Genomic DNA, 26,986 nt, shown 5'->3' with positions numbered 1-26,986 from the left:
ACTAAAAAAATCGACGATTTTCTCCTAATCCCATTATATTTTGAGCACAACGAGAACAAATATTAATATAATTAGCGTATTGTTTCACATTTAATGTATAATTCCAGCAACGTAGACATTTTTTTCCTTGAAATTTTTCTAAAGTAACTTTTAACTCAATAAAATTTTCTTTTTTTTTCTGTTCAATTATATTGGTATCATGAAGATCTCCTAATATAATAACAGAAGATGTTATTAATCCGAATGCCAATTCATCACTCAATATGCGTAATTTATTTGCCAATGCTGGAGTAACATTTAAAATAATTTTAGCTTCTAAAGATCCTTTAATAACACCATCAATTCGTGATTTTTCAATAACTTTATTTACTTCCTTACGAACGTAAAAAAAAATATCCCAAAGCTCATTATTTACAATTTGATTTTCATCTAATTTAAATAATCCATTATACCATTCCTCAGTAAATACATACTTTGATCGTTTTCCTGGAATATATTTCCAAATATCATCTGCAGTAAAAGACAAAATAGGCGCAATCCATCGTACCATAGCTTCTAAAATATGATATAAAGTTGTTTGACAAGAACGTCTAGCTAAACTATTTTTTTTAAAAGTGTATTGTCTATCTTTAATTACATCTAGATAAAATGAACCCATTTCAATTGAACAAAATTTCATAATATTTTGAATTACATTATGAAACTGATATTTATCATAATTAGATATAATTTTTAATTGTATTAATAAAGCATGATCTATCATCCATCGATCTAATTCAACCATATTTTTAGGCGATACTAAATTTTCATCTGGATCAAAATCATTTAAATTTGCCAAACAAAATCGCATAGTATTTCGAATACGTCTATACATATCAATAACATGTTTCAAATTACTATTTGATATCGTCATATCTTTAGAATAATCAGAAGAAGCAATCCATAACCGTAAGATATCTGACCCAAACTTATCTATTATATCTTTCGGCCTAATAATATTCCCAATGGATTTAGACATTTTATTTCCTTGAGAATCAACAGTAAACCCATGAGTTAATACTTGTTTATAAGGAGCTTTATTATTAATAGCAACAGATGTAATTAAAGAAGACATAAACCATCCTCGGTATTGATCAAACCCTTCTACATATAAATCAATTTCTGGTTTTTCTTTTATAAATTTAAATCTTTCTGAAATTACAGAATCATGAGTAGATCCAGAATCAAACCATACATCTAAAACATCATTTAATTTTTTATAACAATTTGCTTCCTCCTGATTTGTAATAAATTCTTCAACTTTTAAATCCCACCATACTTGAATACCATTATTTTCTACAAGTTTTTCAATCTTTTCCATAAATTCTAATGTTTTAGGATGAAAATCTTCTGTTTTTTTATGAACAAAAATAGGAATCGGGATACCCCAAATACGTTGTCTAGAAAGACACCAATCTGGTCTATTAATAATCATTGATTGCATGTTAGAATACCCATTATTTGGAATCCAAATTACCTTTTGAGTTACTTCCAATAATCTCTCCCTTAAATTCATATGATCCATATTAAGAAACCATTGTGACGTAGATCTAAAAATTAAAGGTATTTTATGTCTCCAACAATAAGGATAACTATGTTGATAATTTAAATTAACATTTAAAAAATTTTTTGATTGACATAATAATTGAATTATTGTTGAGTTAGATTCAAATATATGTAATTTATTTAAATTATTGTGAACATTAGGCAAATAACAGCCTTTTTCGTCTATAATATTATTAGTATTATTTTTAAATTTATATTTTTTAAAAAGAATATAATCATCTAATCCATGATTTGGAGCAATATGTACAATTCCTGTTCCAGAATCTAATGTAATATGTCTGCTTAAAATTACAGAAACATTAAATGACATAAATGGATGTCTTACCTGTAAATATTCTAAAGTATTTCCCACAGCTTGACCTAAAACAACCCAAGTTTCATATTTTATATATTTCATAAACATATTTATTAATTCAGCTGCAATAATTATATATTTATCATCAACTGTTTTAATTAATTGGTAAATATAATCAGGATGCACAGAAACAGCACGATTAGCAGGAAGAGTCCATAAAGTAGTAGTCCAAATTACTAATTCAACATTCTCTTGATATATATTAGTATTAAATATTTTATTAATATCAACATTATTAATAACAGAAAAACCAACATAAACAGCACTAGAGCAATGATTATGATAATATTCTACTTCAGAATTAGCTAAAACAGAACAACATTTAACACACCAATACACCGGTTTAATGCCTTTATAAAAATAACCATTAGATATAATTTTTCGTAACGTTCTAATAATATTTGCTTCAATTTTAAAATCCATCGTTAAATAAGGATATTTCCAATCTCCTAATACTCCCAATCTAATAAAATCTTTTTTTTGTATTTCTATCTGTTCTTCAGCATACTTTCTACAAACATTACAAAACTTCTTAACATCAGTATCACTATTAAAATTAAATTTATTAATCTGTTGCTCTATTTTTAATTCAATAGGTAATCCATGACAATCCCATCCAGGAATATAAGGAGCATCATAGCCAGACAATCCCTTACACTTAATAATAATATCTTTAAGTACTTTATTAATTGCATGTCCTAAATGAATCGTTCCATTTGCATAGGGAGGTCCATCATGTAATAAAAAAAGTTTTTTATTATTTTTTTTTGTACGAATAATTTTATATAAATCATTTTTATACCAATCTTTCAAAATTTTTATTTCAACATTTGGTAAATTAGCACGCATAGGAAATTTAGTATAAGGTAAATTTAAAGTATTTTTATAATTCGTCATATTATTTACTCACTATCTTATTATAATTAGAATATTTTTTAAAATATTCGTATACTTTTAATATATCGTTTTGAATTTGATTTTGTAACATATATATAGAACTAAAATACTGCTCATTACGTATTTTCTTAAGAAAAACTATAGTAATATAACGACAATATAAATCTATAGATATATTTAGTATATGTACTTCTAATTGTTGTGTTGATGATCCAGAAACTGTTGGTCGTATCCCAATATTCGCCATACCTGGTAACGGAAAATTAAAAATGCCATGTACTATTACTGCATACACGCCATGAATAGGTAATTGTTTTCCTTTCAACAATATATTAGCTGTAGGGAATCCAATAACACGACCCAATTTATTACCATGTACTACTTTACCAGAAATACGATAAGAATGACCCATTAATAACTCAGCATCCATTATTCTATCTTCTATTAAAGCAGTTTTTATTGCAGTACTACTTATTTTCTGTCCATATCGATCTAAACAGGTGTCTACACATACTACTTTAAATCCTTCTTGTTTTCCTATATTTTTCAAAAATTTACAATCTCCTTTTCTAAACGCTCCAAACCTAAAATCATTGCCAATACAAACAAATTGCACTCCTAATTTATATATTAGGATTTTTTTTACAAAATTATATGCTTCAGTAGAAGCAAATTTTTCATTAAATGCTATACATAAAATTATATCAACTCCAGCAGTAAATAAATATTGAATTTTATCTCTAAATTTACTTAATCGAATTCTTACTACTTTAGAAAAATATTCTTTAGGATGTGGTTCGAAAATCATTACCATAACAGGTAATTTATAATTTTTATTTTCATGTAATTTTGAAATCAATAATTGATGTCCTCTATGGAATCCATCAAAATTTCCCATTGTTAATATACATCCTTTATGACAAGGTTTTATGTTATGTAATCCACGTATTAATTTCATAATAAATATCATCAAAAATTACAGAATATTTATTTAAAATATTTTTATTAAATTTATTGCATAGATATATGCATTATTATATATCATGCAATATAATAATTATTACCATAAATCAATAAAAGTTATTTAAAATTTTATTGATTTATGGTAACATAATTGAATTAAATTACGTTGATACCTTAAAGTTTCTAAGGAAAATGCATTGGCTAATATTAAATCTTCTAAAAAATCTATCAAAAAATCAAGAATACAACGCGCATTTAATATCAGCAAAAAGTCTATGTTACGAACTTTTATAAAAAAAGTAAAAAAGTCTATTCAAAATCAAGAAAAAACTGTAGCAATGAACCAATTCATTATTATGCAAAAATGCATAGACCGACAATCCTATAAAGGATTAATTCACAAAAATAAAGCTGCTAGATGCAAATCAAAAATCTTCAAACAAATAACTGAAATTTCCCCATGATCTTATTTCTTAATTTATTATTGATTATAATAACAATCTAATTACCTAGTAAGATCATCAAAAAACTTCCTAACCCCATCAAAAAAATTCTTTGATCTAGGGCTATTCTGATTACCACAAGGTCCCTCAAAACTATCTGACAAATCTTGGAGTAATTTTTTTTGTCTCTCACTCAATCTAACTGGAGTTTCTACTACTACTCTACATAATAAATCCCCATACCCCCCACTTCTAACAGATTTTACTCCCTTACCTCTCATTCTAAATAACTTCCCAGTTTGAGTTTCTGGCGGTATTTTTAATTTTACCCTTCCATCCAATGTTGGGACTTCAATTTCTCCTCCTAATGCAGCCATAGAAAAACTAATTGGAACTTCACAATACAAATTTTTTTCTTCTCGATCAAAAATTGGATGTTTTTTAATCTGAACTTGTACATATAAATCTCCTGATGAAGCTCCATATTTACCAGATTCACCTTCTCCAGATAATCGAACTCGATCTCCTGAACTTATTCCAGCAGGTATCTTAACAGATAAAGTCTTAGTTCTTTCTACTCGACCATTACCCCGACATTCATTGCAAATTTCTTTAATAATCTTACCATGACCTCGACATGAAGGACAAGACTGTTGTACAGAAAAAAAACCCTGACGCATTTGTATCTGTCCTTGACCTCGACATGTCATACATGTAATTATTGACGCACTCGATTTAGCCCCGCTACCTCTACATTTTATACATGTTGATAAAGTTGGGACAAAAATTTCCTTAACAACCCCACGAACAGCTTCTTCTAAAGTTAATTCCATATCATACCGTAAATCAGCACCTCTGCTAGAACGATTTCTTCTATTACCTCCAAAAATATCACCAAATACATCTCCAAAAATATCACTAAAATCTGATCCCCCAGAATTTGATCCTGATCCCATTCCTCCGCTTTGTTCAAAAATTGCATGTCCATACTGATCATATGCAGAACGTTTATCAGGATTACTTAAAACTTCATATGCCTCTTTAATTTCCTTAAATTTAGTTTCAGCAGAAACATTACCAGGATTTCTGTCTGGATGAAACTTCATCGCTAAACGCTTATAAGATTTCTTTATTTCACGATCACTTGCATTTCTAGAAACCCCTAAAATTTCATAATAATCCGACTTTCTGGCCATTATCCCTCTATCTTATACTTTCAACAATAAATTCCAAAAATTAATAAGTACATATTTTACCATTCTTAAGATTTGTTATTTTATACACATACAAAATATAATCATTTCTTATTTTTTATTTCTTCAAATTCAGCATCTACAACATCTTCATTTGAATCAGTAGTAGCATTGTTTTTAGCAGAACTTTGAGATTGAGTAGAAGCATTTGATTCTTTATTCTTTTGGCTACTTGCTTCTAATAATTTTCCAGAAACTTTTATCAAGTCTTGTACTTTAGATTCAATCTCATTTTTATTTTCATTTTTCATTACTAATTCCAACTCTTTCAAAGCATTATTAATAACAGTTTTATCATCCGCAGATAATTGATCTCCTAATTCTTTTAGTTGCTTCCGAGTACTATGTACCAAATGATCGGCTTGATTTCGAATTTGTACTAATTCTTCAAATTTTCTATCAGATTCAGCATTAGCTTCAGCCTCTTGAACCATCTTTTTTATTTCTTCTTCATTTAATCCAGAAGAAGCTTTAATAGTGATTTTTTGTTCTCGACCACTATTTTTATCCTTTGCAGATACATGCAAAATTCCATCTGCATCAATATCAAAAGTCACCTCTATCTGAGGTATTCCACGCATAGCTGGAGCTATTCCATCTAAATTAAATTGACCTAAAGATTTATTATCATTTGCTCTCTTACGTTCACCCTGTAAAACATGAATTGTAACAGCTGATTGATTATCTTCAGCTGTAGAAAAAACCTGACTATGTTTAGTAGGAATAGTAGTATTCTTAGAAATTAAAGGAGTCATAACTCCACCCATAGTTTCAATACCTAAAGATAAAGGTGTAACATCTAACAATAATACATCCTTTACATCGCCAGATAACACCCCTCCTTGAACAGCTGCTCCAATAGCTACTGCTTCATCAGGATTAACATCCTTTCGAGGTTCTTTACTAAAAAACTCAGATACTTTTTTCTGAACTAAAGGCATTCTAGTTTGACCACCTACTAAAATGACATCATGTATATCAGAAACAGATAAATTTGCATCCTTAAGTGCTAATTTAAGAGGATTCATAGTGCGATTAACTAATTCTTCTACAAGAGACTCTAATTTAGCACGAGTCACCCTTAAATTCATATGCTTAGGACCAGTATTATCTGCAGTTATATATGGTAAATTTACATCAGTTTGATGTGATGTTGATAATTCTATTTTCGATTTTTCTGCTGCTTCTTTAAGTCTTTGCATTGCCAAAGGATCATTGTATAAATTAATACTTTGATCTTTTTTAAATTCATCTACTAAATAATTAATTAAAAGACTATCAAAATCCTCTCCTCCTAAATGAGTATCTCCATTAGTAGACAATACTTCAAAAGTTTTTTCTCCATCAACATCATCAATTTCTATAATTGAAATATCAAAAGTACCTCCTCCTAAATCATATACAGCTATTATTCTATTTCCTTTAGTTTCTTTATCTAAACCATATGCTAAAGCTGCTGCTGTAGGCTCATTTATTATTCGTTTTACTTCTAGACCGGCAATACGACCAGCATCTTTAGTAGCTTGACGTTGAGCGTCATTAAAATAAGCAGGAACTGTAATAACTGCTTCCGTAACTTGACTTCCTAAATAATCTTCTGCAGTTTTCTTCATTTTTTTTAATATTTCAGCTGAAATTTGAGGAGGAGCTATTTTTTGCCCCTTAATATCTATCCAAGCATCTCCATTATCAGCAGAAATTATTTTATATGGCATAATATTGACGTCCCGCTGTACTTCTTTATCCTGAAAACGACGACCAATTAAACGCTTTATAGCAAATAAAGTATTTTTAGGATTAGTAACAGATTGACGTTTAGCCGGTTGACCTACTAAAATTTCTCCATCTTGTGTATAAGCAACAACAGAAGGAGTTGTTCTATCTCCTTCACTATTTTCTAATACACGGGGCTTATTTCCTTCAATAATCGCAACACAAGAATTGGTTGTGCCTAAATCAACACCAATAATCTTTCCCATCTAAACATCTCCATTATTTTATATTACATAAATAAAATAGACAATTTAACCAGACCATGAACCTGATATGCGGTCAAAACTACACTTTTCAACCTTCAACAAACTTGTTTTTCATAAACTTTTTTAAACAGAACACATATACGTGTTCAATATATCAAATAAATTATATAAGCACTGTACATATATCACAAATCTACTATTATATTTTTACCAAACATAAAATCAACAACACTAATCGTATATATATTTTATATATAATTAAATAACTCTGTATTTGTTAAAATCTTTACACACATATTAATATTATTAATAAAAAAATCAAATAAATAATTATAATACTATTGAACAAATTAAATTACGCAATTCAGAAAAACACCCTGATATTTCATAAGACAAAATAGGTAAGTTTATTTGATTCCTTAAAGAATCAGGCAACAAAATACTTATTTTACCTTCTAATAAATACTCTATCAACTCCTTAAATTTAGCTGGATGAGCAGTACCTAGACATATTCCAAATTCATTAGAATTTAATTGATCATTTAATAAGTTATATGCTACTGCAGTATGAGGATCAATAATATATCCTAATTTTAAAATTTTAAATATTGTTTCTTTAGTTAACTCATTATTAACACAACCATATCTTAATTCTAAAAAAGATTTATTCTCTTTCCTAAATAATTCCTCTATTCTACTCCAATTACTAGGACAACTTACATCCATTGCATTAGAAAAAGTTGGAATAGTAGGTAAAGGATTCCATATTCCGTACTTTAAAAATCTAGGTACTGTATCATTTGAATTAGTAGCAGCAATAAAACATTTTATTGGTAAACCAGAAGATTGAGCTAATAATCCTGCTGTTAAATTTCCAAAATTCCCGCTAGGAACAGAAATTACCACTTTATTATTGACTCGTATTTGTTTGGGAAGTTGCGCTAATGCTTCAAAGTAATAGCAAATCTGCGCTAATATTCTGCTAATATTAATAGAATTTGCAGAATTTAAATATAATCTTTGTTTAAAAGAATTATCTTCAAAGGATTGTTTAACTAAATCTTGACAAACATCAAAATTTCCATCTACTGAAATAGTAGTTATATTTCTTCCTAATGTACAAAATGATTTTTCCTGTAATATACTAATTTTATTTTTAGGATATAAAATGACAACATGTACATTATTTAATCCGTAAAATGCATGAGCTACTGCAGCTCCTGTATCTCCCGAAGTAGCTGTAAGAATAACTAAAGGTTTTTTTTCTACTAATTCATGTTTTTTATTAACTTGTTGCATCAACATACGTGCCATTAATCTACTACCAAAATCTTTAAAAGCTAAAGTCGGGCCATGAAATAATTCTAAAATTGCAATATTTTTTTTAATCAACACTAATGGAATAGGAAAATTAAACGCATCCTTAACACAAGTCAAAATATCTTTGTATGATAACTCAGATCCTATATATTTTGATAAAATATATGTACTTCGTTCTATAAAATTCATATCATATAAAATATCAATTTCAGATGTTGAAAATTTAGGTAAATCAAGAGGAAAAAATAATCCTTGATTTTTTCCTAAACCTCGTATAAGAGCATCAGAAAAACTAACTTGTTCATCACGTTGTTTAATATTATATAGTTTCATTAATTATTCCGCTACAATATGAGCGCCTAATTTATTTAATAAACAAACTTTTACAAAACCTAATTCACTTTTTACATAAAAATTAGATAAAAAATCACAAATATCATCTATTACATGATTAACATTACATAATGCAAATATAGTTGGTCCTGAACCAGAAATACCACAAGACACTGCTCCTCTTTCTATAAGACATTTTTTAATAAAAGATAAATTTCCCGGTAATAACTTATCTCGATAAGGTTCTGCAATAATATCATGTATACACTCAATTGCTAAAGATTCTTGATTAGTATGACAAGCATGCACAAATCCAGATAAATATTGACTATGATTGATACAATCTCTTCTACTATATTGCTCAGGAAGCACTGATCTAGATATTGAAGTTAATACTTTAACTCCAGGGTATGCTATAATCCATACCCAATTATTAAAACTAGGAATCAATTGACTTATATTTCTACAAACTGAAAGAGAAATACGCATGCCTCCTAAAAAACAAGGAGCTACATTATCTAAATGAATAGACCCAGAAATTTTTCCTTCTATTTCTCCCATAAGTTTAAACAATTGTTCATTATCCAATGGACATCCATAATAATGATTAATAGCAATTAATGTTGCTACGATAGAACATGCACTTGATCCTAATCCAGAAGAAACAGGAACATTTTTTTCTAATTGAATAATCACAGGAGGATATTTTTTACATAAAAACTCACAAAACCTTTTCCAACACTGGAAAATAATATTTTTTTCTAATTGAATAGGCAATTGATCATGAAATAGTCCAACATTCTTCACAACAAAATTATCAGATTTTTCAATATTTACAAAATCTCCTAAATATTCTCCATTACTAGGAGTAATTGCCATTCCTAAAGTATCAAAACCAACTCCAATATTGCCTATAGTTGCTGGAGCATACACTCGAACCATTTTCATATCCTTACCATTATTAATTTCAAATAAATCAAGATAAAGTACGTAATAAATCAGCAAACACACCGGCTGCTGTGACTTCATTTCCTGCTCCATACCCTCTCAATACTAGAGGTAATGGTTGATAATATTGCGTAAAAAATGCCAAGGCATTTTCTCCATCCTTCACTTTAAATAAAGGATGGCTATTATCAATGGATTCTATTCTAACATAACATTTGCCTTTTTGTATATTACCAATATAACGCAACACATGACCTAAATTTTTTGCTTTGTTAACTTTGTAAATAAAATACTCATCTAAAGATGATAATTTTTCTAAAAAATCATTAATAGAATAATGATCATTATCTAATATATTGCTAGGTATTACAGACTCAATATTTACATCTTTTAATTCTAATTGATATCCTACTTCCCTAGCTAAAACTAATAATTTTCGAGCTACATCTATACCAGAAAGATCATCACGAGGATCGGGTTCAGTGTATCCATTTTTTTTAGCTAATAAAGTTGCTTCAGAAAATAATAATCCTTCATCTAATTTTCCAAAAATATAAGATAAAGATCCAGATAAAATTCCAGAAAATGTTATTAATTCATCTCCAGCATGTAATAAATTCTGTAGATTTTCTATCACCGGCAATCCAGCTCCAACATTAGTATCATACAAAAATTTTCGTCGAGTTGCATTAACAGTATTTCTAAGTGCATTATAATATTCCATAGAACCAGTATTAGCTTTTTTATTCGGGGTAACTACATGGCATCCTGCTAATAAAAAATCTACATAACAATTTGATACTTGAAAGCTACTAGTACAATCGATAATCACTGGGTTCAATAAATGATATCGCCTAATGATAGTGATTAATTTCTTTAAGTTACAAGGTTCTTTAGATTGCATTAGCAATACTTTCCAACCATTTAAATTGATACCATCTGGATTAATCAACATAAATTGAGAATTAACAATACCACATATACGTAAATCTATACATTTATTTTTTAACCAAAAATGTTGTTTTCGAATTTGCTCTATTAATGCGCTACCAACACCTCCTGTTCCAATAATAAATACTTCAATCACCTGATCAGTGCTAAACAACACTTGATGAACTGCTTTTACACCAATAGCAGTAACATCATTTTTAACTACTACAGAAATAGAACGTTCTGATGATCCTTGAGTAATAGCAATTATATTAATATTAGCACGAGCTAAGGCTCCAAATAATTTACCAGCTAATCCTAATTGAGTCCTCATCCCATCACCTACCACTGAAATAATTGCTAAATTTGGCATCGAATCTATTGGTTCTAATAACCCATTTTTTAATTCTAAATAAAATTCTTCATTTAAAGCATCACAAGCTTTTTCAAGTTCTTGATTTGGCACACAAAAACTAATACTATATTCTGAAGATGATTGAGTAATTAATACCACCGAACACGCTGCTTTATACATTGAAGCAAATACTCTCGCTGCCATACCAATCATTCCTTTCATACCTGGACCAGACACACTCAACATAACCATGTTTTTTAAATAAGTAATTCCTTTTACTACATTAGTATGAATATTATCAGGAGAACTTATCAGAGTTCCAGTACCATCAGGCTTAAAAATATTTTTAATTAAACAAGGAATATGAAATTGTGCAATAGGCACGATAGTACGTGGATGTAAAATTTTAGCTCCAAAATAAGAAAGCTCCATAGCTTCTGTGTAAGATAATGTATGTAATAACTTAGCATCAGATACTTGACGAGGATCACATGTATAAATTCCATCTACATCTGTCCAAATCTCACAAAGACTTGCACCTACACAAGCTGACAAAATAGCAGCTGAATAATCCGATCCATTACGACCTAAAGTGACTAATTCTCCATATTTATTGCCTCCAGTAAATCCAGCCATTAAAATTATCTTATCATCAGAAACAGAAATATTTTTAATACGGCGAGTTGATTCTTCTATATTTACTATAGATGTAGAATATCCACCTTGAGTTAAAATTACTTTTACAGGATCTAAAACCATTACTTTTAAATTTTGTGCAATTAAAACTTCTTTCATTAAAACTACAGATAATTTTTCTCCCAAACAAATAATATTAGCATTTATATTTTCCGGACAAAAATTCAATAATGAAATTCCATGTAATAATTTTTTTAAACAATTAAATTCTTCTTCCAATATTACATCGGCAACCAAATAATTAAATTTAGATTGAAATTGAGTTATATCTTTTATCAAAATAGTGAAAACATTTTTTATAGTAAAAATACTTTCTGATATGTTTAAACCATTTAATGCATTATTTATAGCTAACACTAAATAATTTGTAATAGTTGCAGGAGCTGATAATACTACTGCTATCTGTTCTTCTTTAGCATTTTTTTTAATGATATTAGCTACACGCATAAATTGTTGTGCATTAGATAACGAAGTTCCCCCAAATTTCAATACTTTCATATTACATCTCCTAGATATAACTTAATCTAATCTTATGCTTCATTACTTATTATTATAAAAAAATTTTAGGACAGAATATGTGCTCATGATCAAGTCATACATTATTTATACTATCATTTACAATATTAAATATAATTATTACAAAATAATATAAAATTAGAACAAACACAAATTAGAATTAATTATATCATCAATCAAGTAATATTAATATCATTAAAATAATTTTTTAACAATCAATTAATTATTTATAAAATTTAAACTTACTATAAAATTTTAATATAAGTATTTAATTAAAATAAAAATTAGTCTCATATTACATACAATAATATTATTTATTCTTTACTCTGATTATATTAATTTTAACCAAATCAATTTTTTCTAGTTATTATATATATTTATAACATTGCATTATTTATAAATAGCTATATTAATATTAAATAATATTAATATTTTTATCAGCAAAAACTTATAACTACCACTAGTGAGAATTTAAAAAAAATAATTCTCACTAGTGGTATTAAATATTATTTAAAAATATTTCTAAAGAGAAATATACAATGATATGTAAAATAACTAATTAATTTTTAATAAAATTACCATTAAATATTTTTGTCACTAACTGAGAAAATATTCAAATATATAATAAAAAATTACAATATAACAAATGAAAAAGATACAATATCTATATATACAGAAACTATATTAATTTTTATTAATATATCGATAAATTTGATTCCATAAATCACGTTTAGCTTCAAGATTACTTTTTAATATTTCTAATGATGGAGTACATAACGTTACACATCTAAAATTACACAAAACTTTTACTCCCATCCACCAACAACAGTTTAAAAAATTTTTTGGTAAGAAAAGATTATGCATTTGTTCTACAGTAATGACATATGATTCTATAATATCTATATTTATAGATCTAATAACATCCTTAATAAACCTATCATCCACAAATACAGTAACATCTGATATTATTAATAACTTCAATTTAGTTAACAAACAATAAGTTGGTATTTTATTTGTTAACAGGATAGGATACCTTAATTGCCATAAGTTAATACCTAATTCTTTTGCAATTAAACTCCAACTTAATCTCATAAGTAATGCTGTTAATAAGTAATAAATATCTACACAATTTATTTCTTTAACTATTAAATTAAACACACAAATTTTCGAAAAAATATAAAATTATTCATTTTAACACCTTATAATATCAAAATTAATCAAACTTATTTGAATTTTAAAATATAATTAATCTATTACAAATAACACGCCAAAATATAAATTTATAATATTAACAATACATATACTATAATGTATTCCTTAAAAATTGTTAGAACTTATAGTATGTCATTTTTTAGAATATATTTTATTATTTCGATCAAAAACTCGTTGGCCTAAATATCTTATATATACTTTTTTATCTAAAACTTGTATATTTGATAATTCAATATCAATAATTCTTTTATTAGATAAACTAGTTGTATAAATCTCAATAATAGAATATGAAGAAAATAACTTCACATTACCAATATTACAATAATTAATATTTATTTTATTTAAAACTGCCTGAATGATATGCTTTGTTTTAACTCCATCATTTTGTCCTATCGACATATGATACAACAACATTTTTGAATTAACTACAGCAGAAGAAACACTATTACTGTTTTTTTTGTTATTTTTACTGTCATTAAAACTGTCATTATATTGAGTACGACAAAAATTTGAAGTATAACTGAATTTCACCTTATTATTCTTTATGTTAGTTTTTTTTTGAAAACAAACTATTTCATTTTTTATAACTGAATTTGAAGGTAATACTAATGATCGATCTCCCTGGGCTATTTTTAACAAGGCAGCAGCAAGATTTTCCATAGTTAAATTCTTATCCGGTTTTACTTTATTCAATAATGAACGATACACTATTAAATCATCAGAATTTACGTACTCAGCTATCTTATTAGAAATTTTAACCAATCTAGAATTAATTAAATCATTATATGTAGGACACTTAACTTCTGAAATATTAAATTTTTCCCTTTTCTTAATAGTATGAAATATATTGTATTCTCTCCTTTCTACAAATAATAAAGACCTTCCACTTCTACCAGCTCTACCTGTTCTTCCAATACGATGTATATAAGAATCATGACTATTAGGAATATCATAATTTATTACTAAACTTATCCGATGAATATCTAAACCTCTAGCAGCAACATCAGTAGTTATTAATATATCTAAAGTACCGTATCTTAAACGAGATATAGTTTGATGACGTATAGATTGATGCATATCTCCGTTTAATGCTGCACTATTATATCCAAAACTCTCTAAAATTTCTGAAATTTTCAAGGTATCAGATTTAGTACGCACAAAAACAATAGCCGCATCAAAATTTTCTGTTTCTAAAAAACGCATTAAAGCTTCATGTTTAGTGGTCACTCCTTTTTTTACTAACCAATAACTTTGTTTAACATCAGAACAATGCATATCCGTACTATCATTCATATAAATTTCTTTCGGAGTATGCATAAACTTATAACTTATTTTCTTTATAGCAGCAGGAAAAGTAGCAGAAAAACACGCTGTTTGTCGATTCAATGGAATTTTATTAACAATAAGTTTTATATCTTCAATAAAGCCCATACGTAACATTTCATCTGCTTCATCTATTATTAAAGTCTTTAACTGTGCTATATTTATAGCTCTTTTGTCTAGATAATCTAATAATCTACCAGGAGTTCCTACAACAATATGTGGATTTTTTTTCAAATCATTTAACTGGATCTTGTAGCTTTGTCCTCCATATAAAATAGCAACATTAATTTTAGGCATATTTTTAATAAACTCTACACAAACCTGACCAATTTGAATAGCTAACTCTCGAGTAGGAGTTATAATTAAACCTTGCACAAATACTTGATTAATATCTATGTTTTGGATCAAAGGTAACAAAAATGCAGCAGTTTTACCGCTTCCAGTACGCGCTATACCTAAAACATCATACCCTTTTAACAACAACGGAATGCATTTCTTTTGAATAGGTAAAGGTTGTTGATATCCTATTTTTTTTAACATATTAATAACACATGAACTCAATCCTAAACTACCAAAAGAACTTTCATATTGGGACATCTATATACCTCAATTATACTTTAATAGTTGCATGAATAAAATTCACTTATATATTAACAATATATATAATTCACTATAATCTTGATTAGAATAATCATCTATCCTACAACAGATTCAACCGAAACATATTAAACTAACACAACGCTATTTATTGCGTTAAATTAATATGTTTATGATTTATACAATAGACATAAAACTATAAAACTACATAATCTTATTTATCATAAGAAAATAAAATGATAAAAACTTATCTAATAATTAGAACAAAATAAAAATCTTAAATTTCATATCATAGTTACATATGGTTTATTCCACGCATACTTAAACGAATTCTTCCTTGTCGATCAATATCTAAAACTTTTACTAATATTTCTTGTCCTAATTTCAAATAATCAGATACCTTACTTATTCTTTTCTCTGAAATTTGAGAAATATGTAATAATCCTTCTTTTCCAGAAAAAATAGTAACAAATGCACCAAATTCTACAATATGAGTAACTTTTCCGGTATAAACAGAACCAATAACTATATTGGCAGTAATTTCTTGAATTCGAGATATAGCTTGTTTTGCTTTATCAGCATTTAAAGAAACTATTTTTATCAATCCATCATCTTCAATGTCAATAATAGTGTTTGTTTCTTCAGTTAATGCTTTAATAACAGAACCTCCTTTACCTATTATGTCTTTGATTTTATCTGGATTAATTTTAATATTATATATCCTAGGAGCAAACTTAGAAATATTTTTACGAAATACTCTAATTTTTTGGTCCATAAGATCTAAAATTTTTAATCGTGCTAATTTCGATTTTTCTAAAGCAATTCGAAGAATTTCATAAGTCACTCCTCCATTTATCTTAATATCCATCTGCAATGCTGTTATGCCTGTTCTACCTCCAGATACCTTAAAGTCCATATCACCAATATGATCTTCATCGCTAATAATATCAGACAACACTATAAACTCATTTTCCTCTTTAATCAATCCCATAGCAATTCCTGCTACAGATTCCTTAATAGGTACTCCAGCATCCATTAATGCTAAAGATGCTCCACAAGTAGACGCCATAGAAGACGATCCATTAGATTCAGTAATTTCTGATACCACTCGTATTGTATATGGAAACTCATTAGCATTGGGCATCACTGCTAACATTCCTCTTTTTGCTAAACGACCATGACCTATTTCACGTCTTTTTGGTGCTCCTACTATACCAATTTCTCCTACACAATATGGATTGAAATTATAATGCAATAAAAATCGATCCACACGTTCCCCTGTAAGTTCGTCTAAATTTTGAGCATTACGTTCAGTTCCTAAAGTTACAGAAACTAAAGCTTGAGTTTCTCCTCTAGTAAATAATGCTGATCCATGAGTTCTAGATAATATTCCAACTTTTATATCTATCTCTCTAATCATATCTTGAGAACGGCCATCAAAACGTAAATTATCTTTTAAAACACGTCGACGCAATAATAAAATTTCCAAATCATTTAAAAAGCATACCACTTCACTTTTATTAACAGTATCATCGCTATATTCACTACAAATAATATCAATAAGATCTTTTTTTATATTATTTAATTGTTCTTGACGATTTTTTCTATCTATAACAATAGAAATAGAATTTAAACGAGATTCATATAAATTAGACAAATATTGTTGTAGATCTATATCTAATTCTTTTCTTTTCCAAATATATTTAGATCTTCCAACTTCTTGTACTAATTTATTAATGTTGTGAATTACTATTTGTTGTTGTTCATGCCCAAACATAATAGCATTCAATATCTCTTGTTCATTCAATAAACAAGATTCTGATTCAACCATTAAAACATTGGATTCTGTTCCTGAAATAACCAAATCTAATTTACTATGAGATAATTCTGTAGTAGTCGGATTTAATACATATTCATTATTAATATAACCAACTCTTGCTGCTCCTACAGGCCCTAAAAAAGGAATATCAGATAAACTTAATGCTGCAGATGCTCCTATTATAGCAACAATATCTGGAGATATTTGAGGATTCACCGAAACTACAGTAGCTATTATCTGAATATCATTATAAAAACCTTTTGGAAATAACGGACGTATTGGTCTGTCTATTAATCGAGCAGTTAATATTTCACTTTCACTAGGTCGACCTTCTCTTCTAAAAAATCCCCCTGGAAACTTACCAGCAGCGTAAGTACGTTCCTGATAATTTATAATTAAAGGAAAAAAATCTTGATCTATTTTAACTTGATCAGAGCTTACTACAGTAACCAGTACAGTAGTATCATCCATACTAATCATAACTGCAGCATTAGCTTGACGAGCTATGGTACCAGTATCTAAAATAATAGTATGCTTACCATATTGAAATTTACAAATAGTCGACTTTATCAAAATAATATCCTTTTTTTCTTATAAAACAAAAATAACTTTTCTAATAAAAAATCAAAAATAAATTTATTATTACACACCATAACGCCACTTCTCTAAAAAATTGTACATACAATTTTATAAAACCCTAATTAACAACAGTTTACGTTAATTCTCTATTAATTGCTTATCCAAACTAATTTACTATCTTTTTAATGACGTAATCCCAAAATTTTAATTAAATTATTATATCGTAATATATTGTTATTTCTTAAATATTTTAACAATTTTCGACGTTTAGCAACTATTTTTAACAGACCATAACGACTATGATGATCATTTTTATGTGTATCAAAATGATATTTTAGGTGATTAATACGTTCAGTTAATAAGGCAACTTGTACTTCAGTAACCCCAGTATTTTTACTACTATTTCCAAACTTTAAAATAATTTCATTCTTTTTTATATCACGAGACATATATCACCTTTCACAAAAAATAATATTTCTAATTCTATACTTTTATCATATATACACTATAAATACTAATTAATCTTTTTATAATGCTAATAAAATATAATTTTTATCTTTTAATCTAATTAAAATAATTATTATCAACAATATTTTTTAATTTTAATAATCTATTTCATCGTCACGTACACTTATATTGCATAATATACATAAATATAAATACATTACAAAACTATTGTCCTAAAAATTTATTGTGCATCATCAATCATCATTCATTGATCTATTAATAATTTATCAAGCTTATTTAATACTTCTGTATCACTGAAAACTGTATTGTAAAAAATATCCTCAATAGTTTTAATATTTACCATAGACGAAGAGACATATCTAGATACTGTTAATCGACGTAATCTCACAACATGCGCTCCACACCCTAATTTCTCTCCGATATCATTAATTACACTACGTATATAAGTACCTTTAGAACAATAAATATCCAATTCAATAACATTATCTATTCTATTAATATAAGATAAATAATAGATATAAATTATCCTAGGTTCTCTAGGTACTAAAATACCCTGTCTTGCATATTTATATAAAGGTAATCCACGATATTTTATTGCTGAAAACATAGGAGGAATCTGATAAGATTTACCTACAAAAGATTTTAAACATTTTTCAATTTTTTTTTCACTACATTGAACAGATTTAGTGCTAACAATTACTCCATCTGAATCAAAAGTGTCAGTACTTTCTCCTAGTTTAGCTGATACTGTATACCGTTTATTAGATTCTAATAAATATGTAGAAAATTTTGTCAGTTTTCCAAAACAAATAGGCAACATTCCTGTTGCTAATGGATCCAAAGTACCAGCATATCCAATTTTTTTAACATAAAAAATTTTCTTAATTTTATTTAATACAAAACTACAAGACAACCCAGCTGGTTTATCTAATAACAAAATCCCGTGAACATCCCTTTTGAGTAAATTTAAATATCTCTGCATTCATTCATACATACTTATATTAACTATATACATTTATTTTTATTTAATTGTGACACTAAATCATCTATTCTCAATCCTGATAGTAAAGAAGAATCATATTTAAATAACAATATTGGAACTACACGAAAATTTATAGAATGAGCTAATACAAATCGAATAAAACAAGAAGCTTTTTGTATAATTTCAATAGCACTATTTATTTCTTCTAAATTATTTTTATCTAGAAAGGTAATAAAAATTTTTGCATATCTTAAATCTTTAGATACTTTCACTCCTGAAATTGTAGTAATTCCTATACGAGGATCGTGTACTTTACGCTGCATAATAATAGAAATTTTCCTTTGTATTTCCTGAGAAATACGTTGAATACGACTAGATCGCCTTGTATACATTGTTAAAATGCCTTAATAGCTAAAATTATATCGGTTGCTATATATCTACATATATATTAAATTATCTTCTCTGTTTTAAAAGATTAATTTTATCATCTTATCTGATCATTTTGACTGTAACAAAAAAAGAACAAAAAATAACATATATAATAACTAAAATATTTAACATTTATAATTTATTATACACGATAATTTATTTTTAAATCCAATACTTCAATTATATCTCCAGCACAAATATCATTATAATTTTTTATTCCTACACCACATTCAATGCCACTCTTAATCTCATTTACATCATTTTTAAAATGACGTAATGATTCTAATTCTCCTTCATGAATTACTGCATCATTACGTATTATTTTAATTTTTTTATGAAGTTTCATGATTCCCTGAGTCACTAAACAACCAGCTATCGTTCCATTTTTAGGAGATCTAAAAATATTATAGACTTTAGCTAATCCAATTATTTCGTATTTATATTTTGGCACTGATTTGCTATATATTAATCTTTTTACTTCATGTAATAAATCGTAAATCACAGAATAATAACGTACATCTACATGCTGTGATTCAATGATATTCCTAGCAACTAAATCTGATTTAACATTAAAACCTAATATAATAGCCTCAGAAGTTAATGCTAATATAGCATCTGTTTCAGTGATATTGCCAATAGAAGTAGATAAAATTTTTACTATCACCCCATCATTGGTTGGTAATTTTTTTAAAGATTCACAAATAACTTCAGCAGTTCCACAAGTATCAGATTTCACAATAAAATTTAATTCAGAAATTCTATTTTCAGAATTAATATTATTAAAAACGTTCTTAATTACAGAAGATTTATCAGAATTATTTGCTAATTTCATTTCACGTTTTTTTCCTTTTCTATATACAGCTACTTCTTTAGCTTTTTTTTCATTATGCACTACAATCAACATATCTCCAGCATTAGGAGTTCCTGATAAACCTAATAATTCTATCGGAATTGATGGACCAGCAGCTGTAATATTACATCCAAATTCATTACGCATAGCCTTAACTCGACCATATTCTGTTCCACACAAAATAACATCACCACACTTCAATTCTCCTTTACGAACTAAAATAATAGCAACTGGGCCCCTTCCTTTATCCAAAAAAGAATCAATAACTATAGCTTTTGCCATACCACAATGAACTGTTTTTAATTCTAACATTTCTGCCTGCAATAAAATTGCATCTATTAAATCATTAACACCTGTTCCTAAAATAGCTGAAACATTTATAAATTGAGTATGTCCACCCCATTCTTCTGGAACTAAATTATAACTACTTAATTCATTTTTTATTCGATCAATATTACTATTAAGTTTATCAATCTTATTTATAGCTACTATCACTGGTATATTAAATTTCTTAATATGATTAATAGATTCAATAGTCTGGGGCATCACTCCATCATCAGCAGCTATTACTAACACAGCAATATCAGTCAATTTAATTCCACGAATTCTCATTGTAATAAATGCTTCATGACCAGGAGTGTCTAAAAAAGTAATCATACCATTTTCAGTATTTACACAATATGCTCCTATACCCTGAGTAATTCCACCAACTTCAGAAGAAGCAATAGTTGTAGAACGAATGTAGTCAAGAAGAGAGGTCTTTCCATGATCAACATGACCCATAATGGTTACTATCGGAGCTCTATTTTTATAATCAATTTCATTGTTTTTAAAATTAACAGTATTATCACAAATATTATTTATGTTCCCATCGTTCATAATTAACTCTTCTAACTCATTTTCTCGACGTAAAATTGCTTTATGCCCCATTTCTTCTACAATTAATTGAGCGGTTTCTTGATCTAAAATTTGATTAGTAGTTATTATTAATCCTAATTTCATCATATTCTTAATCATATATGAACTTTTTACCGACATCTTACTAGACAATTCTGACACACTAATTGTTTCATCTATAATAATATTACGAGGAATTATATTGACAGGTTTATTGAAACTTTGCAATAAGACGCTTTTTTTTCTTCTATTTTTAGAGGTACGACATACGGCAGAGATCGGCAACTTTTCTTCTTTATCAGATTCATTCATTATATCCATAATGTACGATTTAGATTTATAATGCCGTTTATGTTTAATTAGTTTTCCTAAATTTCTATATCTTAAACGAACCCGATCACCATCATTTTTACAATCATTTTCTAATTTCTTTTCATCTTTTTTGATATTTTTTGATGTAATATTTTTACCCAATTTATTATTACTATTACTAATAGTACTTTTGTTTGTCGTAGATACATTTACATCTTTATTATTACATAATTCATCCTGTTTATTGTATAATTGTTCTTTTTGACTTACATCGATATCTTTTTGAATTTTATTATCTGTAACATCAAAAATTTCTTCGGTTTCTAATTTATTTTTAACAGAAATTGTATCTATTTGGTTAAAACAATCTTCTTTAATAATACTTTTTTTATCAGTACAATCCTGTATTTTATTAAGCTTTGAAAGAACTAACCTGTTATGCTGTGAACTACACTTAATTAATTCATTATCATTACTTTTATACTTATAATTTCTTTTTCTATCTTGAAATACAACATGTGATTCATTAGAAGAATAAGAATCTTGAATAGCACATTTCACCATATATACACGCTTTTTACGTACTTCTATTTGTATTTTTTTATTTTTTCCGCTGATACTAGATACATTTAAAGTACTACGAGTCTTCCTTTGTAGGGAAAACTCATTAAATACTGCTACTTTATTAAAGTCCATATGTTTAAATAAAATTTCTCTTTCTTTTTGAGTAACAAAATCAAATGCAGTTTTAATAATACCTGCATTTAAAAACTGCTGTATCAAATGATTAACAGACATCTGCATTTCTATAGCCAATGTCTGAATTGTCACGTGTGATGATATCATAATAATCCTTTACATTTTATTTTAATTTAAAACATTATTATCACTATTTATTATTACAATTAAACCAACAAATATTTCGAGCTTCCATAATTAAATCTCCAATTTCTTTTTTTGTTAACTCTTGTATTTCAGATAAACTTAAAATATCTTGTTCAGCTAAATCTTCTAACTTACAAATTCCACGATCAATTAATTTTAATGCTGTTTCATATTTAAGACCAGACAATTGTAATAATTCTGACACTGAATTTACATTATCGTCATGATTATTTTTTCCTATAGATCTATCAAATCCAGAAAAATTTCTTAAAGCCTGCTTTGCTCTAAATCTTAAAAGCTCTACTGTTTTTGAATCAAATACTCCGATCGATAATAATTCTGTTATAGGAACATACGCTAATTCTTCTAAAGAGGAAAATCCAGAATCAATTAACACCTTAGCAGATTCCTCATCAATGTTTAATACCTGAACAAAAATATTCATCGTATTACGTAATTCAGATTGACGTTTTTTCTCCAATTCATGAGTTGTCATGATATTTAGTTCCCATCCACTTAATTGAGATACTAATCTAATATTTTGACCATTTCTCCCAATAGCTTGAGCTAAATTAGACTCATTAACTGAAATATCCATCGCATGCTTATCTTCATCTACAATAATTGAAACTACATCAGCTGGAGACATAGCATTAATAACGAATTGAACAGGATTATTATCCCATAATATAACATCAATCCGTTCACCTCCTAATTCACTAGAAACAGCTTGCACTCGTGCTCCTCTCATTCCAACACATGCTCCTATAGGATCAATACGATTATCATTTGTCTTAACAGCAATTTTAGATCTAGAACCAGGATCTCTAGCAGCCGATTTTATAGTAATAACCTCTTCTCCAATTTCAGGCACTTCAATGCGAAACAATTCAATTAACATTTCGGTACAAGTACGACTTATGAATAATTGATGACCTTTAGAATCGGGTTTAATTTCATATAATATTCCACGTATTCGATCTCCTAATCTAAAATTTTCTCTAGGTAACATATCTTCTCTTTTAATTATACCTTCAGCATTATTACCTAAATCTACATGGATAGCATTCCTATTTATTTTTTTTATTATACCTGTAATAATATTTCCTTGACGACTTAAAAATTGCTCAATAATAATCATACGCTCTGCTTCACGTAATTTTTGAATAATTACTTGTTTAGCCGTTTGAGTTGTAATTCTATCAAACCCAACTGATTCAATGGTATCTTCAATATAATCATTAATACTAATTTCAGAATTTTCTAAACGAGCAGCCTCTAAAGTAATTTCCTTGGTAGGATGTATCACTTGGTTTACTACAATCCACCGACGAAAAGTATGTATTTGACCTGATTTCCGATCAATTATTACTCTTACATCAATATCCTGCTCAAATTGCTTTTTAGTTGCAGTAACTAAAGCTGTTTCCAATGCAGAAAAAATCTTTTCTTTTGGAACTGCTTTTTCATTAGAAACGGCTTCTACTACAGATAGAATTTCTTTATTCATTCCAAATAATCTCAATCAGTTATTATACTAATAATGATATAACAATTTAATTTATTTTTATTTATATCCTGAACAATATTATATTATCTATACAGATAGAAAGATACAATAAACATCAAACTTCTATCAAACAATTTATGTATATTTATATATTAATAATAATTAATATATTGTAAAAAGTTAATTTTAGTAAAATTTTATATATATATATATATATTAAATAACAACTAAAACAACAATTATTATCAATATTATGCACAATATATAATGAAATATGAACTTTCCTGTAATTATAAAGAATTATAGGAAAATATTAGTTTAAAAAACAGGATTACCAGTTTTTCCATTAAAAAAAAGAAAAACTAATCTATATTGAAACGACATAATCAAATCAAAAACATCATACATTACCAATCAATGGTTGCGGGGGTCGGATTTGAACCAACGACCTTCGGGTTATGAGCCCGACGAGCTACCATACTGCTCCACCCCGCTATTTTAAAATCCAACCGTTTCATTTTACTTGAAATATTTAAAAAAATCAACTAATTAATTATATTACTGTCTAATGCCGAGAACGGGAATCGAACCCGCAATCCTAATACAAGGAACTATCCCCTCAAAATAGCGTGTATACCTTTTTCACCATCTCGGCATTAGACAGTAATAAATTACTCTTTAAATATATATACAATATTACAACACTACAATAATAAAAAATCCTAATTTCTCTTAATAAAACATTGTATTGTACTAATAAATCATTACTAAACTATCATCGTATTTATTTTCATATATTTATTTACTCGTTGTCATATAATCCTATCTTTTTTGTTTACTGCTACTTTGAAGATACACGTGATCATTATATTTACTATTCATATTTCCTAATATTAAACTAAATAAAAAAAACAATACAGCTAATATAACAATCATACGAGTCACATTATCGTTAAAAGATCCAGAATTTAACATATCTCCTAAAGAACGATGATCAAATCCTCCTATGCTATTTCCATTATTTTGTTGTAACATAATTAAAATGACTAAAATAACAGCTATTATTACAAATGTAACCAAAAAAAATTGATACATAATTCGTACCATTCCTATTCATAATTAATAATTTTTATCAATATTTCAACAAAAATTATCTCATATTATTAACTTATTAACTTTATTTATTTCTTCTTTAATGACTGAAGCAATTCTTTTAGCTAAACATAAAATCTTATTATATTTTCTTCCTTCCACCATAATTCTGATATACGGTTCAGTTCCAGATTGACGCAATAATATTCGACCTTGATCAGACAATTCCTTTTTTACTACTTTTACTTCTTTTTTTATTAAATTAGACTGTAAAAGATTTGACAAACCAAAACAATATACATTAATCAAAATTTGAGGTAGTAAATATATATCATGACATAACTCATACAAACTAACGCGATTAGTTACCATAGTGGATAGTATTTGTAAAGCAACAATAATTCCATCTCCAGTAGTGGTTTTATTTAATAAAACGATATGACCTGAATTTTCTCCGCCAATATACCATCCCTTTTTTTTTAACATAGATAATACATTACGATCTCCAACATTAGCGCGTACAAAAGGAATATTTAATTGTTTTAATGCTAATACTAAACCCATATTACTCATAAGTGTTCCTACTATACCTCCATTCAATTTTCTACCATATAAATATTCTCTAGCTAATATATATAACATATGATCTCCATTTACTTTATTGCCGATATGATCTACCATAACTACTCTGTCTCCATCTCCATCATATGCAATACCTAAATCTGCTTTCTTTGATAAAACTTTTGCTCTTAATTGACGAATATCCATAGCTCCACATGCTTTATTAATATTAATTCCATTAGGTTGACAAAAAATAGGTATTACATCCGCTCCTAATTCTCGAAATACACTTGGAGCAATATGGTAAGTAGCACCATTAGCACAATCAACAACAATCTTCAATTTTTTCAAGCTAAGATGAGTAGGAAATGTGCTTTTACAAAATTCAATATAACGCCCAACAGCATCTACAATACGACTAGCTTTCCCTAATAATTTAGGCTGAACACATGTTAAACATTTTTTTAGTTCTGCTTCAATAGAATACTCTACATAATTATTTAATTTAGTACCTTTTATAGAAAAAAATTTAATACCATTATCATAAAATGGATTATGTGAAGCAGAAATAACAATACCAACTTCAGCTCTAAAAGTACGAGTTAAATATGCAATAGCTGGAGTTGGCATAGGTCCAGTTAGCGAAGCAGATAAACCAGCAGCAGCTAATCCAGACTCCAACGCTGATTCCAACATATATCCAGAAATTCGAGTATCTTTTCCTATAATCACTGGATTAAATCGATTTCTACCACAACAATTTAGTACTTTTCCAACAGCCCACCCCAATTTTAGCATAAAATCTGGAGTAATTGGAGGTAGACCTACCCTTCCTCTAATCCCATCAGTTCCAAAATATCTCAAATGATTCATATAA

18 protein-coding genes, 1 tRNA gene and 1 pseudogene are annotated in these 26,986 nt (G+C 27.6%); 1 reads left to right on the top strand and 19 read right to left on the bottom strand.

The genetic code is table 11. The annotated features are described in order from the left end of the window. Position 1: 1 nt before the first annotated feature. Both ileS and ribF read right to left on the bottom strand, forming a co-directional pair. Positions 2-2,857 (bottom strand): isoleucine--tRNA ligase, encoded by a 2,856-nt coding sequence (gene ileS, locus Bfest607_RS00610; RefSeq protein WP_500838390.1) that lies wholly within the window; start codon positions 2,855-2,857, stop codon positions 2-4. A 1-nt stretch (position 2,858) separates the two neighbouring features. Beyond that, positions 2,859-3,815 carry a bifunctional riboflavin kinase/FAD synthetase gene (ribF, locus tag Bfest607_RS00605; protein WP_500838389.1) on the bottom strand — a complete coding sequence of 319 codons (957 nt, stop codon included), beginning with the start codon at positions 3,813-3,815 and terminating at the stop codon, positions 2,859-2,861. 202 nt (positions 3,816-4,017) lie between these two features. Between ribF and rpsT the strand changes: the two genes are divergently transcribed. After that, positions 4,018-4,284 (top strand): 30S ribosomal protein S20, encoded by a 267-nt coding sequence (gene rpsT / locus Bfest607_RS00600; RefSeq protein WP_500838388.1) that lies wholly within the window; start codon positions 4,018-4,020, stop codon positions 4,282-4,284. A 41-nt stretch (positions 4,285-4,325) separates the two neighbouring features. Here the strand turns inward: rpsT and dnaJ are convergent, their stop codons facing one another. From dnaJ to glmM, 17 genes and pseudogenes are all read right to left on the bottom strand, one after another. Beyond that, the gene (gene dnaJ, locus Bfest607_RS00595) at positions 4,326-5,459 is read right to left on the bottom strand and encodes a molecular chaperone DnaJ (RefSeq protein WP_500838387.1); all 1,134 of its coding nucleotides are present in this window, start codon (positions 5,457-5,459) and stop codon (positions 4,326-4,328) included. A 101-nt stretch (positions 5,460-5,560) separates the two neighbouring features. Then, the gene (gene dnaK, locus Bfest607_RS00590; RefSeq protein WP_500838386.1) at positions 5,561-7,495 is read right to left on the bottom strand and encodes a molecular chaperone DnaK; all 1,935 of its coding nucleotides are present in this window, start codon (positions 7,493-7,495) and stop codon (positions 5,561-5,563) included. 330 nt (positions 7,496-7,825) lie between these two features. Further along, positions 7,826-9,148, bottom strand: a complete 1,323-nt coding sequence (gene thrC / locus Bfest607_RS00585) for a threonine synthase (protein ID WP_500838385.1) — start codon at positions 9,146-9,148, stop codon at positions 7,826-7,828. A 3-nt stretch (positions 9,149-9,151) separates the two neighbouring features. Beyond that, positions 9,152-10,090: a homoserine kinase gene (gene thrB / locus Bfest607_RS00580; protein WP_500838568.1), complete on the bottom strand. Its 939-nt coding sequence runs from the start codon at positions 10,088-10,090 to the stop codon at positions 9,152-9,154. Between the two features lie 34 nt (positions 10,091-10,124). Beyond that, on the bottom strand, positions 10,125-12,575 hold the full coding sequence (thrA, locus tag Bfest607_RS00575; protein WP_500838384.1) for a bifunctional aspartate kinase/homoserine dehydrogenase I: 2,451 nt from the start codon (positions 12,573-12,575) through the stop codon (positions 10,125-10,127). Positions 12,576-13,277: 702 nt separating this feature from the next. Next, complete coding sequence (locus tag Bfest607_RS00570) at positions 13,278-13,751, bottom strand: DNA polymerase III subunit psi (protein WP_500838383.1); 474 nt, start codon at positions 13,749-13,751, stop codon at positions 13,278-13,280. Positions 13,752-13,937: 186 nt separating this feature from the next. Next, complete coding sequence (locus tag Bfest607_RS00565) at positions 13,938-15,725, bottom strand: DEAD/DEAH box helicase (RefSeq protein ID WP_500838382.1); 1,788 nt, start codon at positions 15,723-15,725, stop codon at positions 13,938-13,940. A gap of 295 nt (positions 15,726-16,020) precedes the next feature. Further along, entirely contained in the window at positions 16,021-18,117 is a 2,097-nt protein-coding gene (pnp, locus tag Bfest607_RS00560; protein WP_500838381.1) for a polyribonucleotide nucleotidyltransferase, read from the bottom strand. Between the two features lie 188 nt (positions 18,118-18,305). After that, positions 18,306-18,572 (bottom strand): 30S ribosomal protein S15, encoded by a 267-nt coding sequence (gene rpsO / locus Bfest607_RS00555; protein ID WP_500838380.1) that lies wholly within the window; start codon positions 18,570-18,572, stop codon positions 18,306-18,308. 263 nt (positions 18,573-18,835) lie between these two features. Beyond that, a complete protein-coding gene (truB, locus tag Bfest607_RS00550; RefSeq protein WP_500838379.1) occupies positions 18,836-19,573 on the bottom strand; it encodes a tRNA pseudouridine(55) synthase TruB in 738 nt (245 codons plus the stop codon). Between the two features lie 23 nt (positions 19,574-19,596). After that, entirely contained in the window at positions 19,597-19,965 is a 369-nt protein-coding gene (gene rbfA / locus Bfest607_RS00545; protein ID WP_500838378.1) for a 30S ribosome-binding factor RbfA, read from the bottom strand. 179 nt (positions 19,966-20,144) lie between these two features. Continuing rightward, positions 20,145-22,907: a translation initiation factor IF-2 gene (gene infB, locus Bfest607_RS00540; RefSeq protein WP_500838377.1), complete on the bottom strand. Its 2,763-nt coding sequence runs from the start codon at positions 22,905-22,907 to the stop codon at positions 20,145-20,147. A 43-nt stretch (positions 22,908-22,950) separates the two neighbouring features. Then, positions 22,951-24,456 carry a transcription termination factor NusA gene (gene nusA / locus Bfest607_RS00535; protein WP_500838376.1) on the bottom strand — a complete coding sequence of 502 codons (1,506 nt, stop codon included), beginning with the start codon at positions 24,454-24,456 and terminating at the stop codon, positions 22,951-22,953. A 418-nt stretch (positions 24,457-24,874) separates the two neighbouring features. Then, a tRNA-Met gene (locus Bfest607_RS00530) sits at positions 24,875-24,951 on the bottom strand. 74 nt (positions 24,952-25,025) lie between these two features. After that, positions 25,026-25,111 (bottom strand): annotated as a pseudogene (locus Bfest607_RS00525). A 167-nt stretch (positions 25,112-25,278) separates the two neighbouring features. Further along, entirely contained in the window at positions 25,279-25,563 is a 285-nt protein-coding gene (gene secG, locus Bfest607_RS00520; protein WP_500838375.1) for a preprotein translocase subunit SecG, read from the bottom strand. Between the two features lie 48 nt (positions 25,564-25,611). Continuing rightward, on the bottom strand, positions 25,612-26,982 hold the full coding sequence (glmM, locus tag Bfest607_RS00515) for a phosphoglucosamine mutase (protein WP_500838567.1): 1,371 nt from the start codon (positions 26,980-26,982) through the stop codon (positions 25,612-25,614). Between the last annotated feature and the right edge of the window lie 4 nt (positions 26,983-26,986).

The organism is Candidatus Blochmannia festinatus (nom. nud.) (genome assembly GCF_059936355.1).
Note: the sequence above shows the minus strand (reverse complement) of the source record. Positions and strands in the feature narration are given on the sequence as shown.